Here is a 15,101-nt window from a genome sequence, read left to right as displayed (position 1 = left end):
ATGGCTGAAGCTAAATTAGAAAATAAAAAAATACCTATATTTGTCGAAAAGAAAAGTAAATCTGCTAAAGTAAAAAGAGTTATAACATATGCTATTTTAATATTATGGTGTATATTTACTATTTTGCCTTTATATTTTATGATAATAACCTCATTTACAAATCCAAATTCTTCAGCAAATTTACAATTTACTTTAATTCCAACTGAATTTACGTTGGGTTCATATAAATACTTTTTTACTTTTAATAAGAATGTATTAAGATGGCTTTTAAACTCACTTTTAGTAGCTTCTATAATTACATTATGTAATGTGTTTTTTGCTTCTATGGCAGGATATGCTTTTTCTAAGCTTAAGTTTCCTGGGAAAAATTCTATATTTTGGATGCTAATGTGCGCTATTATGATACCTGGACAGGTAACATTAATACCTCTTTATATATTAGTAAAAAATATTTTCAATATGACAGACTCATACTTTGCTCTTATAATACCTTCACTTGTGTCTATATATAATATTTTTTTAATGAAGCAATATATGACGTCAATACCATCCACATTAATAGATGCGGCTAGGATAGATGCTTGTAGTGAATTTGGTATTTATGGAAAGGTTATATTGCCACTAGCAAAGCCTGGATTAGCTGTTATGGGTATATTTAGTTTTGTGGCCCATTGGAATGATTTTTTCTGGCCATTACTTGTAACAGAGTCAAGTACTATGAGAACAATACAAGTTGGACTTGCTTCTTTTAAATTTGTAGATTCAACATTATATGGTCCATTGATGGCAGGTTCAGTTATTGCATCCATACCAATGTTTATATTATTCTTCTCGTTACAAAAGTATTTTTTACAGGGTATAACCATAGGTGCCATTAAAGGATAAGGAGGAAGGACAATGGCTAAAATAATTTTTGAATATGTAACTAAGGAATTTATGGATGAAAAAAGGGGAAAAGTTAAAGCTGTAGATAATGCCAATTTTATTATAGAAGATAGAGAATTTATGGTATTTGTAGGTCCATCAGGATGCGGGAAAACAACTTCTTTGAGGATGATAGCAGGGCTTGAAAAGCAAACTATGGGGAATATATATATAGGAGATACTTTAGTAAATAACCTTCATCCTAAAGAAAGAGATATAGCTATGGTTTTTCAGGACTATGCTTTATATCCTCATATGACTATATATGAAAACTTATCTTTTGGTCTTAAAAATTTAAAAGTACCAAAGAATGAAATAGATAAAAAAGTTAAAAGAGCTTCTGAAATATTAAGTATAGAAGATTTATTGGATAGAAAACCAAAAGAGTTATCTGGAGGACAAAGACAAAGGGTAGCAGTTGGAAGAGCTATTGTTAGAAATCCTAAGGTATTTTTATTTGATGAACCTTTATCTAATTTAGATGCAAAACTTAGGGTTCAAATGAGGATAGAAATAGCCGAGCTTCATAAAAAATTAGGTACTACTATAGTTTATGTAACTCATGATCAAGTAGAGGCTATGACTTTAGGACAAAGAATAGTGGTAATGAATAAGGGAATTATTCAACAAATTGCATCGCCAGATGAATTATATAATAAACCAATAAATATGTTTGTTGCAGGATTTATTGGAGCACCATCTATGAATTTTATTAAATGTAAAGTAGATAAGGATAGATTTATTGCAGAAGACATAACATTATTTATACCGGAAAGATTAAAAAGAATAATTCCTAAATATGATGATAAAGAAGTGATTATTGGAATAAGGCCTGAAGATATGCATGATGAAAAGTTTTCACAGACAGTAAAAAATAAAGCTGAAATAATAGCAAATATAAAAGCAGTAGAGAAACTAGGAGCGGAAAATTTAGTGTATTTTGATAAGTGGGGTAATACAATTACTGCTAGAGTTTCACCAGAAAGCAAAATAGCTTATAAAGATAAGGCAAAGATTGTCTTTGATATGGACAAAGTTCATGTCTTTGATAAAGACACAGAGATGTCTATATAGAAAAACAATTGTATTATTAAGATTTATTTATATATGAGGATGGGATGGAATTATGAATAGCTTAAGCGGAACATTAAAAAAAAGTGCCCATGATATCTATGAAAATATTGTAGAAATATTGGTAATAAGTTTAATGGTATCTATACCAATATTGCCAGCTTTTTTTATGATAATACCTATAGGAATAATCTATTTGATTTTATTAGCTATGCCTTGTTTTGTTGCCGGATTTTATGCATTAACTAAAAGAATGGATAGAAAGGTTTTTAATTATAAATTATTTTTTATAGGATTGAAGAAATATTATATAAAAGGATTTTTATATGGAGTATTAATGGTATTATTTTTCACAATACTTGTTTCCTCTTGGTGGTATTATATAAAAACGAAAACTATACTATCTTTTACTATAGCAATGTTTCAGAGTTATTTTTTTGTAATGATATGTATGTCACAAATGTACACAATATCAATACTTATAAGAGAAAATTTAAGCTTAGGTCAATGTATAAATAAATCTATAAAACTATTTTTGGATAATCCTATTTATACTATTGGAACATTAATTCAAATTATAGATTTAAGTATATTACTAATTTTAACAGTAGTAAGTGTACCAATGCTGTTTCCTGGCGTAGTTTCTATATTTCTTATAAATATTTATGATAATTTATTATTAAAGTATAAGACAAAAAGCAAAGAAGTGCTTAGTTAGATTATAAATAGGAGTGAAGATTATGAATGATGATTTTTTTATAAGGGAATTTACAAATGAAGATATATACGAAGTTGTCCAATTGTGGAATAACAGCTGTAATGATAATTTTTTATATAAACCTATTAAAGAAGAAGACTTTAGAAAAACATTTATAAATAATCCGTATTTTCAATATGAAGGGACTTACTTATGTATAAGTAATAGTGAAATTGTTGGCTTTGCTAATGGCATATATAGGCAAGAATTATTACCAGGAGAAAGATTTCAAGATATACCAGGATATATAACTATGGTAATTGTAAGAAAAGATAAAAAAGGAATAGGAATTGGGAAAGCGTTAGTAGAAACTTTAGAGAACTATCTAAAGGCTAAAGGAAAGAAAAAAATAAATATAGATTTTTTTAACCCAATAAATATTTCTTGGTATATTCCTGGTTCATATAAGCATGACCATCCAAATGCACCTGGAGTTGACACCAATGGTGAAGGATATAGATTTTTTAAAAGAATAGGATATAGGGAAAGAACAAAAGAGGTATCTATGTATAGAGTTTTAAACAGATTTTTTTTGGATGAAAACATGAAAAATAGAGAAATTCAACTTAGGCAGAATAGTATTACTGTTGAATATTATAATAAAAATAAACATTATGGGTTAGAAGATTTTTTTGATAGATTAAGAAATGAATATTGGAGAAAAGACATAAAAGATAATCTTTCTTTAAAAGAACCTTATCCATTTTTAATAGCAGCTCATAATAATAAAATTTGTGGCTTTGCAGGGCCTTTGAAGATAGAGAAGAGTGGAAGAGGCAGTTTCTGTGGAATAGGAGTAGAACCGAATTATGAAGGAAAGGGTATAGGAAAGCTATTATTTTTTAAGCTTTGCAAGGGATTTGAAGAAAAAGGGGCTGAATTCATGTCTCTTTTTACAGGTATAAATGGTAATGCTAGAAAAATGTATGGTGATGCAGGATTTAAGATAGTTAGAACTTGGGCTTTATTTGAAAAGGAGGTATAAATATATGGATAAAAAAGTGCATGTAATGGCTATAGGTGCTCATGCAGGGGATATGGAGCTTACATGTGGAGGAGTCTTAACTAAGTACGCTATAGAAGGACATAGAGTTACATTGGTTCATATGACTCCAGGGGAAAAAGGCCATGAAGTTTTAAGTGATGAGGAATATTCTAAGAAGAAACATATGGAAGCTAAAGAGTTTGGTAACAATATAGGTGCAGAAGTATTAATGTTACCTTATAGAGATGGAGAACTACAAGATACAGATGAGGTAAAATTTTATGTGTGTGATATTATTAGACAGTATAAGCCGGATATTATAATAACTCATTGGAAAAATAGTATGCATAAGGATCATTCTACTACATATTCAATTGTTAAAGATGCGTATTTTTATGCTGCTATAAAATCTTTTAAAAGGAACTCTTCTGAACATTCTGTTAGTGGACTGTATTTTGCAGAGAACTGGGAGGATCCTTATGATTTTACTCCTTATGTTTATATGGATATATCCTCAGCTTATAATAAATGGATAGAAGCATTAAAAAGTTATGAATTCGTTTGTAAAAGTCCTTATTTTAAGTATTTAGAATATTATAGTGCTTTAAGTATAGTGAGAGGTGCTGAATGTAGAAAAGATAGAGCGGAAGCTTTTGCAGTAGATCCTTTATCAATGAAACAAGTTTTTGAATATTTGCCTATAAGGTAGTAATTAACAAAAAATTTAAGAGGAAAGAATTATGAAAAATTTATTTGATAAGGTTATACAGTTAGTTAATAGAGCTATAGATGAAGAAATTTTTCCGGGAGCTGTAACATTAATAGGAGATAAAGACAAAATTATATTTAAGAAAGCTTTTGGATATAGACAACTTTATCCGCAAAAAGAACTTATGAATGAAAATACTTTATTTGATTTAGCTTCTTTGACTAAAGTAGTGGCTACTACTCCATTAATAATGCTATTGATAGAATCAGGTGAAATTTCCATATATGATGAAGTAGGTTATTATCTACCTGAATTTAAAGCATATGAAAGTCTAAGAATAATTAATTTACTTACTCATACTTCAGGATTTAAAGATTTTTTCCCATTATATAAATTTTGCAAAGACTTACAAGGAGCTTTAGAGTTTATAAGTAAATCAGAGCTACAATGTGAGATTGGGAAAAAGGTAATATATAGTGATAATAATTTTATAATATTAAGATCAATAATAGATAAAATATTAGGAGAAAGTTTTCAGTATAATTGTTATAAGCATATATTTAAGCCTTTAAATATGGATAATACTTATTTTAATCCTAAATATAAAAACAATATAGCTGCTACAGAAATGGATATAAAAGCAGGAACTTATTTAAAAGGAATAGTTCATGATGAAAATGCTAAATTCTTTGATGGAATTTCTGGTCATGCAGGATTGTTTTCCACAGTTTTTGATTTAAGTAAATATTGTAGTAGTTACTTAATTCAAAGCAATGAAGATAGAAAAATATTAAGTGAAAATAGCATTAAGTGTGTTATTCATAATTACACTAAAGATTTAGGTGAAAGCAGAGGTCTAGGTTTTTGTATAAAGAGTCATGGAGAAAATTCATCAGGTGGAGAATTAATTAGTGAAGGATCTTTTGGACATACAGGCTTTACAGGCACATCCATTTGGATTGATAGAGCTTTAGGCATATATATAATACTTTTGACAAATAGGATTCATCCATCTAGGAATAATATTAAAATAATTAGGTTTAGAAGAGTATTTCACAATGCTGTAATAGGTTCATTGAGTAAGGAAGGTTTTAATTAATGAGTAGTATAAAACTAGGCATAGATAATATAGATAAATATATAGATGATTTGTTTAAGAATAAAAGGATAGGTCTTATAACAAATCAAACAGGAGTAGATAGCAATTTAAATAGTACTATAGATTTGTTCAATGAAAAGACTAATTTAGTAGCCTTATATTCACCAGAACATGGGATAAGAGGGGATATCCAAGCAGGAGAAAAAGTTAATAATTATATAGATGAGAAAACAGAATTAAATGTATATAGTCTTTATGGGAAGAACAAAAGACCTTCTCATGAAGTTCTAAAGAATATAGATATTTTGGTATTTGATATTCAAGATGTAGGTTCAAGGTTCTATACCTATTTATATACAATGGCATATGCTATGGAAAGTTGTAAAAAATTCAATAAAGTTTTTACAGTATTAGATAGACCTAATCCTATAGGCGGAGAAGAAGTAGAAGGAAATATTTTAGATGTAAATTATAAATCTTTTATAGGATTATATCCAATAACTCAAAGATATGGGCTAACTATCGGAGAACTAGCTATTCTTTTTAATGAAGAATTTAGAATAGGATGCAATCTAAAAGTGATAAAAATGGAAGGGTGGAGTAGGCATATGTATTTTCAGGATACTAAACTTCCATGGATAATGCCGTCACCTAATATGCCAACAATAGATACGGCTCTGGTATATAATGGAACATGTGTTTTTGAAGGAACAAACATTTCGGAGGGAAGAGGAACTACAAAACCGTTTCAGATTATTGGAGCACCATGGTTAAATCCGTATAAGATTGCAGAAGAGATGAATGAAATCATGTTACCAGGGGTAAAATTTAGGCCAATATATTTTACTCCTACTTTTTCTAAATATACAGATGTTCTTTGTAGAGGAGTTGAAATTCATGTAACGGATATAAAGAAATTTAAGCCAGTAATCACAGGAATAAGTTTGTTATATAAGATTAAAGAAGTAAGTAAAGATAAATTTGAATTTACTCCTCCTTATATTAAAAATGGCAAGCAAATGATAGATTACAATACTGGTGGAAGCTACATTAGGGAGAATAAAATTACACTTGAAGAAATAAATTTAATGTGGAAGGAGGATGCCATGAAATTTAAGAAGATTAAAGAGAAATATCATGTTTATTAGTTGAACTGGGGTGATGTATATGGAATTTAAAAATATGACTTTACAGCAGAAAATAGGACAATTATTAATTATAGGATTTGATGGCACTGAAATAAATGAACATGTAAAAAGAGCAATAAGAGATTATAATGTAGGGAATATAATATTATTTAAAAGAAACTTTAAAAGTCCAAAACAGTTTTATAATTTGAATAAAGAGTTGCAAAATCTAGCTTTAAAAGAAAGTGGAATACCTCTATTCATAGCTTTAGATCAAGAAGGGGGAATGGTAACTAGAATAACTAATGGAGCAACTTTTTTCCCGGGAAATATGGCATTATCTGCGGGAGGAAATGAAGAAGATGCATATTTGTATGGAAGATACTTAGGAGAAGAGTTAAAGGCTTTAGGAATCAATTTAAATTTAGCTCCAGTATTAGATGTAAATAATAATAAAAATAATCCAGTAATAGGAGTTAGAAGCTATGGAGAGGATCCGGTAAGAGTAAGTAATTTAGGAACAGCATATATAAAAGGTCTTCAAGAAAATGGAATTATTGCCACAGCGAAACATTTTCCTGGACATGGAGATACAGAAATAGATTCTCATTCAGCTTTGAGTAGCGTAAATCATAATAAGGATAGACTTGAAAGTATAGAATTATATCCATTTAGAGAAGCTATAAGAAATGGTATAAAAGCTATCATGTCAGCACACATAATGTTTCCAGCTTATGAAAAGAGAAGACTTCCGGCTACCTTATCAAGTAAAATTCTTATAGATTTGTTAAGGAATGAATTAGAATTTAAAGGACTAATAATTACTGATTGCATGGAAATGAAAGCAATAGATAATTATTTCGGAACTATAGAAGCAGCAGCTATGTCTGTTAATGCAGGTGCTGATATGATATGCATCTCGCATACTGAGGAAAAACAGTTGAAGTCATTAAATAGAATAAAAGAGAAGATTAAGAATGGAGAAATAAATGAAAAAAGGATAGATGAATCGGTAAAAAGGATAATTGAATTTAAAAATCAGTGGGATATAAACTTTTTTATGAATTCTTCTTATGAACAGGTGGAAAAGATAATTAATAGTAGTATACATAGAAATTTTTCAAGAAGAATAAGTGAAAACAGTATTACTACTATAAGAGATAATGGTTTATTACCTATAAAGAGAGAAGAGAGATTAATGATAATCTCTACTGCTGCTGAAGTGCTTACTGGAATAGATAACTCTATAGAAAAGAAAAATATAAATGATTATTTTAAAGAGGAATTTCTCAATTGTGAAACTGAAGTTATGGATTTAAAACCTAAAAAGGAATATATGGAATACTTAGCGGAAAAGTGCAAAAATAAAGATAAGGTAATAATATGCACATATAATGCAAATTTAAATAAAGAACAAATAGAATTAGTGAATAGAATATATAAAGAAAACAAATATATTATAGTAATTTCTATGAGAGATCCTTACGATATTGTTGATTTAAAACATATACCATGTGCAATTTTAGCTTATGAATATACACCTATTTCAATTAAAAGTATATTGAAGATTGTAAAGGGAAAGATAACAAGTAAAGGTATATGTCCTGTTGCTTTATCCGATAACTAGTATCCTTTATAGGGTTGAAATTATTATATGGGGTGGTATGATATTATGCAGGTTTCTTATAGATTTATTACTAAAAAAGAGATGAAAAATATTATAAAAGTTTGGAATGATAATATAGGATGTTTTTTCCCAATGGATGAAAAATTATTTTGTCAAAACATTGAAGGAGATAAAAATTTACTAAAAAAGGATATTTTAGGAGCTTTTGTTGAAGAAGATTTAGTTGGTTTCATAATATTTAAACAACAGTTAAAGCCTAGAGGAATTATAGAGGCTGATAAAACTCAAGGAAATATAAATTCATTAATAGTAGATTTTAAATATAGAAATATAGGAATTGGTAGTTATTTATTGTATAAGTGTGAAAATATATTGCAAGCTAGAGGTATAAAACATATAGAAGTTGGAAGAGATACTTTTCATTTTTTCCCAGGGGTCCCTTTGGAATTTAAAGATGGATATAAATTTTTCAATAAGAGAGGATATAAAGATAGTTATAGTTCTAGTGATTTAATATGTGATATAAGTTCAATAGATTTTTCAAAATTAAAAAATTTAAAAAGGCTAAAATTAAATGAAAATAAAGAATATGTAGTTTTACCTTTTAACAAGGATGAAGAAGAAAAATTGATTTGTTTTTTCAAGGAAGCATTTCCAGGTAGATGGTTAGAAGCTATAAAGTATGCTTTAAATAATGATGCTGACGGAGAAGATATTATTATAATGAAAGATATTAAGAAAGATATAGTAATAGGGTTTAGCAGGGTATATCATAAGGATAGTAAAGTAATTGGGCCACCAATTTATTGGAGGAAACTATTAGGTGAAAATTTTGGTGGATTAGGACCTATAGGAATACATCCACAATATAGACAAAAAACATTAGGATTAACTTTACTCTTTAAATCTTTGGAGATATTAAAAAATAGGCATGTGGAAAATATATGTATAGATTGGACAGAACTTTATAAGTTTTACGGCATATTTAATTTTATACCGTGGAAATCATATGTTCATATGGGAAAGGATTTTAGTTTATAATATAAGGTATTAATACTATCTGAAGTTCATCTAGAGTTTTTATTTTAGATGAACTTTAGATTTTTATTACTTAAACTTCCATTTAAATATTATTATACCAATAATCATTACAGCTATACCTATAAGTTTTATCCAGCCAAATTTTATTTGTTCAGAACCGAATAGTCCAAATGCATCTATTATAGCAGCAGAAGTAAGTTGTGCAACTAAAATAGTAGCAATAGAATATGTAGGGCCAAGTTCTGAAATTCCCTTCATAACAGTATATATTATTACTACTCCAAGAGCTCCACCTAATAAATATAGTTTATTAGCCTCTTTTATGTTTTTAAAATTTCCATTTCCAACAAAGAGTAATATTATAAATGTTAATATTAGTCCTGTACCTTGAACTATAACATTGGTTTCCCATAATCCAATTTTTTCTCCAAGTCTAGTATTAAAAACACCTTGAAAGCTCATAGCTACTCCTGCAATTATAGAGAATATTATACCTAGCATATAAATAACCACCTTTCTCGTTTTATTTTATCCAGAGAAAAAATAATTATTTAAGAAAATAAAAAGATAGAGAAAATCTCTATCTGGAAAAAATAATATATTTAAAGGCTAATATCCACTAACTTGCCTTTCATGATTTATAGTATTTTTATCATAATAAGCTTGTTCTATTTCAGATTCATTAAACCCTAAGGAAATTCCAAGACATAGAAAGTCTTCAAAGAGAGTTTGATAATGATCTTTTGAAGGACAAATAATGAAATCATTTATATCTATGTATAGGTTCAAAAACTGATCTGTTATTTCATTAGAAATACTCTCTTTTGGAATAATAAAAGTTGAATAAGTATAATTTTTTTCTAAACCAATAGTGAGTATAAAATGTAAACAGTCTACATATTCTTCTAAAATAGTTTCTTTAGAAGAAGGACCTCTATTGCTCCAGAACTTAAAGCAACGAGTCTCATTAGCTAATTCTGCAATCTCCACTTGAAGAGCTAATAATTTTTCAGAAAAAAGAGGTTTACCATAAAGATTATGTTGCTCCATAATATGTTGGTCTAACTTCTCCTGCATAATAAAAAGATTTTTTAGATCCATAGAATAAAGCCGCCTTTCCATATACTTTTAATAAATAGGTAAAGTAATAAGGAACTTTACTATAATTATATTCTATCTAAAGTTTAAAAAAATTTAAAGATTTCGCAATCGGTTACATTAAAAAAAAACAGTAAAACCTATTAAATCGAAATAATAAGGAGATGGAAACGTTTTATATACATAATAAATTTATAAAATACAAAATAATAATACAAAATTCTATAATAATACAAAATACACCTTTCATATTAATGAAAGGTGTATTTATGTATATGTTAATGCTATTAATTATAACAATCACTTTTTATAAGATTATAATATAACAACATTAGCGGCTTGAGGTCCTTTAGCACCTTCAACTACTTCGAATTGAACGTTTTGACCTTCTTGTAGAGTTTTGTAACCATCAGTCTGTATAGCTGAAAAATGTACGAATACATCTTCTTCACTTTCTACAGAAATAAATCCAAAACCTTTAGTTGGGTTAAACCATTTAACTGTACCTGTTTTCATTTAATTAAAGTCCTCCTGAATAAAAAAATATTACATTGTTATTATACTCTTTAAATTTAGTATTATCAACATAATTAATTATAATTATATTAATAATTAAGTAAATGTATGAGTAAAGGAATTATAAGGAGAATTACTAAGGAAATAAGAGATAAATTGGGATTATGGAAACTATTACCTACAACTTTATTAATAAGTATAAAGTTGTAGGTTGATTATTGTGATTTTAATACATATAATATAAATGTAGGGTTTGTTCAAATAAAAAAGTAACAACTTAAAACTTGTTAATAGTTTTTAGATTGTTTGTTTCAACCATAATTTTATAAAATTTTTAGGGAGATGATTTGTATGAGAAGTATAGGATTCTTAATAAGTACAAAAGAAAATGAGAGAAGAAGAGCTATATTACCAGCAGATATTGTAAAATTAAAGAATCCAAATATGTTATACTTTGAAAAAGGATATGGGAAAATTATGGGAATAGAAGATGAAGAATATATAAGAGCAGGAGCCAATGTAGAAGACAGAGAAAGAATATTAAATAAAGATGTTATATGTGATCCTAAAATAGGTGATGGAGATTATTTAGATAATTTAAAAAATGGCCAAGTAATATTTGGATGGATACATGCAGTTCAGCATAAAGAAATTGCAGATAAATTATTAAATAATAATTTGAAGTGTATAGCTTGGGAAGATATGTATGAGAAAGGAAGGCATGTATTTTGGAGAAATAATGAGATTGCGGGAGAAGCTGCTATAGTTCAAGCATTTGAAGCCTATGGAAAGTTCCCTTATGAGACTAAAGTTGCTATATTAGGAAGAGGAAATACAGCAAGAGGAGCATACAGAATATTAAACGGATTAGGTGCAGATATAACTGTATATGGAAGAAACATGGAAATATTGTTTAGAAAGGAAATAAGCGATTATGATGTGATAGTAAATGCCATACTTTGGGATGTTAATAGGAAAGATCATGTAATATATAAAAAAGATTTAAAAAGAATGAAAAAGAATGCTTTAATAATAGATGTTAGTTGTGATGCAAATAAAGCTATAGAAACAAGTAAAATAACAACTATTAAAGAACCTGTTTATTATGTAGATGGTATTATGCATTATGTTGTAGACCATACACCATCTATATTCTATAGGACTGCTAGTAGAGAAATAAGTAAAGAAATGGCAAAATATCTAGATTTTATTATAGAAGAAAAAGAAAATGAAAATGAAGTTTTAGTAAAAGCTATAATAATAGATAATGGAGAAATAATAGACAAGAAAATACTAAAATATCAGCATAGACAATATAATAAGGTGAATATTGCATAATAATAAAAGCTATGTTTTCAATTGAAACATAGCTTTTGTTATTATGTTAAGATAAGTTTATATATTGGAATAATTATAAGACTTAATATAGTAGTTAATGCAATCATAATTGCAGCATATTCATAATCCGCATCGTAAGCTTTAGACATTATTGCTGTATTTGTCATAACTGGCATAGCAGCTTGCACAACAAAAACATCCTTCATTAATTTGGGAAGAGGAAAATGATAGGCAATTAAAACTACTAACAGAGGAGAAATTATAAACCTTCCAATAAAAACTCCAATCATGTCTTTGTCAATTTTTATATTTTTTAAATTGATTGAGTGAATCGTATTTCCTATGAATAACATAGACAATGGAGTGGTAAGGTTACCTAAATATTTACAGGTATCCATTATAAATTTAGGCATAGGTATTTCTAATAAAATTAGAACTATAGCAAATATGAAACCTAGTAAAGGAGGAGAAATAATTCTTTTTAAAGTAGCTTTAGAAAATATGCTATCTAAATTAGAGTCTTTTCCATCTTTGCTTATTTCATATACTCCAATGGTCCAGAAAAATGTAGTATTTGCTATATAATATAGTAATACATAAGGGATACTTCTTTCACCAAATATGGCCAGATTTACTGGTAATCCAATAAATATAGTATTGGATACAAAAAACATTGATTGAAATGTACCAGACCTACCCTTACGTACTTTTAATATTTTACAAGCAAATTTTCCTATAATATAAGCTAGAGCTATGGAGGTAAAGGGTACAAAAAGCCCTTTACCTAAGCTCATTAATTTAGCTTTATCAAAGTTATTCATAAGGTTTGTTATCATTAAAGTTGGAAGGGATAAATTTATAACCATCTTAGCAAAAAGATTAGCATTTGATTCATTTATCCATTTTTTTTCTGTTAATATATATCCTAAGGATATCATAATTACTATACTAAAAATACTACCAAAAGCATTTAAAAGAGCCATAAAGATATCTCCTTTTTAATTTTTAGAATTCTGCAGAACCAGTTGTTCTAGGGAATGGTATAACATCTCTTATGTTTGATATTCCAGTCATATACATTAAAATTCTTTCAAAACCTAATCCAAAACCTGAATGTTTTGTTCCACCATATTTTCTTAATTCCAAGTACCACCAATAATCTTCTTTTTTAAGTCCTAATTCTTCCATTCTACGTTCTAATATGTCTAATCTTTCTTCCCTTTGGCTTCCGCCTATTATTTCACCAATTCCAGGAACTAAAAGGTCAGCAGCAGCTACCGTTTTTCCATCATCATTTATTCTCATATAGAACGCTTTAATATCTTTTGGATAATCAGTAACAAATACTGGCTTTTTAAATATTTTTTCAGTTATATACCTTTCATGTTCAGTTTGAAGATCGATACCCCATTCAACAGGATATTGGAATTGTTCTCCAGATTTTTTTAGAAGATCTACTGCTTCAGTATATGTTATTCTAGCAAAATTTGAATTTACCACATTATCTAATCTTTCAAATAATCCCTTATCTATAAAACTATTGAAGAAATTCATTTCTTCTGGAGCATTTTCCATAACATAGTTTATTACATATTTAACCATATCTTCTGCTACGTCCATATAATCACTTAATTCTGCGAAAGCCATTTCAGGTTCTATCATCCAGAACTCAGCAGCATGTCTTGCAGTATTTGAGTTTTCAGCTCTAAAAGTAGGACCGAAAGTATAAACATTTCTAAAGGCTAAAGCGTAAGTTTCTGCGGATAATTGGCCACTTACAGTAAGATTAGCTTCTTTATTAAAAAAGTCTCTAGAAAAATCTATATTTCCTTCTTTATCTTTAGGTACGTTATTTAAATCTAAAGTTGTAAGTCTAAACATTTCTCCAGCACCTTCACAATCACTACCTGTAATTATTGGTGTATGAACATAAACAAAGTTTTGATCTTGGAAAAATTTGTGTATAGCGTAAGCTGCTAATGAACGCACTCTAAATACAGCCGAAAAAGTATTACTTCTAGGTCTTAGATGAGCAATAGTTCTTAAATATTCAAGAGTATGTCTTTTCTTCTGAAGAGGATAATCAGAAGAAGAAAGTCCTTCTATTATTATATTAGAAGCATGTATTTCAAAAGGCTGTTTTGATTCAGGAGTAAGAACTAATTTACCTTCAACTGTTAAAGATGAACTAATAGCCAGTTTTGATATTTCCTCAAAGTTGCCTAATTTGGCATCAAAAACTATTTGAATATTTTTAAAAAAACTTCCATCATTTAATTCTATAAAACCAAAGTTTTTTGATACCCTCTCTGTTCTAATCCATCCAGATATACTAATATCTTTATCAATGAATTTTTCAGTTTCTCTATAAAGTTGTCTCACTAATATGTTTTCCATTTTTGGTTGCCTCCTTAATATTTTTTATTATATAAAAATAAAAGCCTTTCATCCTTTAAATAAAGGGACGAAAGACTGATTTTCGCGGTACCACCCAATTTGCCAAAAATTTGGCCGCCTCATATCTGTACAGAAAAATCTATACATACCAAAAATAAGGTTTTGGAAACCTCTAAGCCTACTATCAAAATTTTGATTTCGGTTAGAAACTCAGAGATGTTCTTCAATAAAGGCATCACACCAGTCTTACACTACCACTGGCTCGCTAAAGTTACTTCCTTTACATACTCTTCTCATCATAGTTTATAATATATTAATTTTATTATTAACTTATATCTAGTCATTATAATATTTTTAATTTTTTATGTCAAGATTATATAAAAATTTACATAGTATTTAATAAGTATTAGAA

Annotated in this window: 15 protein-coding genes and 1 other annotated feature; of the genes, 10 read left to right on the top strand and 5 right to left on the bottom strand. The window is 28.1% G+C overall.

Translation table 11 applies throughout. The features are described from left to right. The 9 genes from J2Z24_RS15660 to J2Z24_RS15620 are packed head-to-tail and all read left to right on the top strand — an operon-like array spanning window position 1 to window position 9,340. Window positions 1-885 carry a carbohydrate ABC transporter permease gene (locus J2Z24_RS15660; RefSeq protein WP_051593139.1) on the top strand — a complete coding sequence of 295 codons (885 nt, stop codon included), beginning with the start codon at window positions 1-3 and terminating at the stop codon, window positions 883-885. 12 nt (window positions 886-897) lie between these two features. Beyond that, window positions 898-1,998, top strand: coding sequence for an ABC transporter ATP-binding protein (locus J2Z24_RS15655; RefSeq protein WP_035145484.1), 1,101 nt, complete (start codon window positions 898-900; stop codon window positions 1,996-1,998). A 52-nt stretch (window positions 1,999-2,050) separates the two neighbouring features. Continuing rightward, window positions 2,051-2,713, top strand: a complete 663-nt coding sequence (locus tag J2Z24_RS15650) for a hypothetical protein (RefSeq protein WP_035145485.1) — start codon at window positions 2,051-2,053, stop codon at window positions 2,711-2,713. Window positions 2,714-2,735: 22 nt separating this feature from the next. Beyond that, entirely contained in the window at window positions 2,736-3,737 is a 1,002-nt protein-coding gene (locus tag J2Z24_RS15645) for a GNAT family N-acetyltransferase (protein WP_035145487.1), read from the top strand. A 4-nt stretch (window positions 3,738-3,741) separates the two neighbouring features. After that, window positions 3,742-4,446, top strand: coding sequence for a PIG-L deacetylase family protein (locus J2Z24_RS15640; protein ID WP_035145488.1), 705 nt, complete (start codon window positions 3,742-3,744; stop codon window positions 4,444-4,446). Between the two features lie 31 nt (window positions 4,447-4,477). Next, complete coding sequence (locus J2Z24_RS15635) at window positions 4,478-5,545, top strand: serine hydrolase domain-containing protein (protein WP_035145489.1); 1,068 nt, start codon at window positions 4,478-4,480, stop codon at window positions 5,543-5,545. Beyond that, window positions 5,545-6,693 carry an exo-beta-N-acetylmuramidase NamZ family protein gene (locus J2Z24_RS15630; RefSeq protein WP_035145490.1) on the top strand — a complete coding sequence of 383 codons (1,149 nt, stop codon included), beginning with the start codon at window positions 5,545-5,547 and terminating at the stop codon, window positions 6,691-6,693. The genes J2Z24_RS15635 and J2Z24_RS15630 overlap by 1 nt, the downstream gene beginning before the upstream one ends. A 19-nt stretch (window positions 6,694-6,712) precedes the next feature. Beyond that, entirely contained in the window at window positions 6,713-8,299 is a 1,587-nt protein-coding gene (nagZ, locus tag J2Z24_RS15625; protein ID WP_035145492.1) for a beta-N-acetylhexosaminidase, read from the top strand. Window positions 8,300-8,344: 45 nt separating this feature from the next. After that, a complete protein-coding gene (locus J2Z24_RS15620) occupies window positions 8,345-9,340 on the top strand; it encodes a GNAT family N-acetyltransferase (RefSeq protein ID WP_035145494.1) in 996 nt (331 codons plus the stop codon). A gap of 66 nt (window positions 9,341-9,406) precedes the next feature. Here the strand turns inward: J2Z24_RS15620 and J2Z24_RS15615 are convergent, their stop codons facing one another. The 3 genes from J2Z24_RS15615 to J2Z24_RS15605 all read right to left on the bottom strand — a co-directional run bounded on the left by J2Z24_RS15615 (window position 9,407) and on the right by J2Z24_RS15605 (window position 10,954). Further along, window positions 9,407-9,841 carry a DMT family transporter gene (locus tag J2Z24_RS15615; protein WP_035145499.1) on the bottom strand — a complete coding sequence of 145 codons (435 nt, stop codon included), beginning with the start codon at window positions 9,839-9,841 and terminating at the stop codon, window positions 9,407-9,409. A 108-nt stretch (window positions 9,842-9,949) separates the two neighbouring features. Then, entirely contained in the window at window positions 9,950-10,441 is a 492-nt protein-coding gene (locus J2Z24_RS15610) for a dUTP diphosphatase (RefSeq protein ID WP_035145502.1), read from the bottom strand. A gap of 312 nt (window positions 10,442-10,753) precedes the next feature. Further along, a complete protein-coding gene (locus J2Z24_RS15605; RefSeq protein ID WP_035145506.1) occupies window positions 10,754-10,954 on the bottom strand; it encodes a cold-shock protein in 201 nt (66 codons plus the stop codon). A gap of 351 nt (window positions 10,955-11,305) precedes the next feature. Between J2Z24_RS15605 and J2Z24_RS15600 the strand changes: the two genes are divergently transcribed. Further along, window positions 11,306-12,292 (top strand): N(5)-(carboxyethyl)ornithine synthase, encoded by a 987-nt coding sequence (locus J2Z24_RS15600; protein ID WP_035145508.1) that lies wholly within the window; start codon window positions 11,306-11,308, stop codon window positions 12,290-12,292. Window positions 12,293-12,333: 41 nt separating this feature from the next. On the opposite strand, the gene J2Z24_RS15595 is transcribed toward J2Z24_RS15600, so the two are convergent. Together J2Z24_RS15595 and asnS are read right to left on the bottom strand one after the other, a co-directional pair. Beyond that, window positions 12,334-13,275 (bottom strand): AEC family transporter, encoded by a 942-nt coding sequence (locus tag J2Z24_RS15595; protein WP_035145510.1) that lies wholly within the window; start codon window positions 13,273-13,275, stop codon window positions 12,334-12,336. Between the two features lie 22 nt (window positions 13,276-13,297). After that, on the bottom strand, window positions 13,298-14,689 hold the full coding sequence (gene asnS, locus J2Z24_RS15590; RefSeq protein ID WP_035145512.1) for an asparagine--tRNA ligase: 1,392 nt from the start codon (window positions 14,687-14,689) through the stop codon (window positions 13,298-13,300). 60 nt (window positions 14,690-14,749) lie between these two features. Next, window positions 14,750-14,998: a binding site (T-box leader), on the bottom strand. Window positions 14,999-15,101 lie beyond the last annotated feature (103 nt).

Origin of the sequence: Clostridium tetanomorphum (genome assembly GCF_017873215.1) — a bacterium.
In the GTDB taxonomy this organism is placed as follows: Bacteria; Bacillota; Clostridia; order Clostridiales; family Clostridiaceae; genus Clostridium_AO; species Clostridium_AO tetanomorphum.
This window is presented reverse-complemented; position numbering and strand designations above follow the sequence as displayed.

Excerpts from the sequence above, each read along its gene's own strand:
- J2Z24_RS15660 (WP_051593139.1), top strand. The coding sequence starts at position 1 with ATGGCTGAAGCTAAATTAGAAAATAAAAAAATACCTATATTTGTCGAA.
- J2Z24_RS15655 (WP_035145484.1), top strand. The coding sequence starts at position 898 with ATGGCTAAAATAATTTTTGAATATGTAACTAAGGAATTTATGGATGAA.
- J2Z24_RS15650 (WP_035145485.1), top strand. The coding sequence starts at position 2,051 with ATGAATAGCTTAAGCGGAACATTAAAAAAAAGTGCCCATGATATCTAT.
- J2Z24_RS15645 (WP_035145487.1), top strand. The coding sequence starts at position 2,736 with ATGAATGATGATTTTTTTATAAGGGAATTTACAAATGAAGATATATAC.
- J2Z24_RS15640 (WP_035145488.1), top strand. The coding sequence starts at position 3,742 with ATGGATAAAAAAGTGCATGTAATGGCTATAGGTGCTCATGCAGGGGAT.
- J2Z24_RS15635 (WP_035145489.1), top strand. The coding sequence starts at position 4,478 with ATGAAAAATTTATTTGATAAGGTTATACAGTTAGTTAATAGAGCTATA.
- J2Z24_RS15630 (WP_035145490.1), top strand. The coding sequence starts at position 5,545 with ATGAGTAGTATAAAACTAGGCATAGATAATATAGATAAATATATAGAT.
- nagZ (WP_035145492.1), top strand. The coding sequence starts at position 6,713 with ATGGAATTTAAAAATATGACTTTACAGCAGAAAATAGGACAATTATTA.
- J2Z24_RS15620 (WP_035145494.1), top strand. The coding sequence starts at position 8,345 with ATGCAGGTTTCTTATAGATTTATTACTAAAAAAGAGATGAAAAATATT.
- J2Z24_RS15615 (WP_035145499.1), bottom strand. The coding sequence starts at position 9,841 with ATGCTAGGTATAATATTCTCTATAATTGCAGGAGTAGCTATGAGCTTT.
- J2Z24_RS15610 (WP_035145502.1), bottom strand. The coding sequence starts at position 10,441 with ATGGATCTAAAAAATCTTTTTATTATGCAGGAGAAGTTAGACCAACAT.
- J2Z24_RS15605 (WP_035145506.1), bottom strand. The coding sequence starts at position 10,954 with ATGAAAACAGGTACAGTTAAATGGTTTAACCCAACTAAAGGTTTTGGA.
- J2Z24_RS15600 (WP_035145508.1), top strand. The coding sequence starts at position 11,306 with ATGAGAAGTATAGGATTCTTAATAAGTACAAAAGAAAATGAGAGAAGA.
- J2Z24_RS15595 (WP_035145510.1), bottom strand. The coding sequence starts at position 13,275 with ATGGCTCTTTTAAATGCTTTTGGTAGTATTTTTAGTATAGTAATTATG.
- asnS (WP_035145512.1), bottom strand. The coding sequence starts at position 14,689 with ATGGAAAACATATTAGTGAGACAACTTTATAGAGAAACTGAAAAATTC.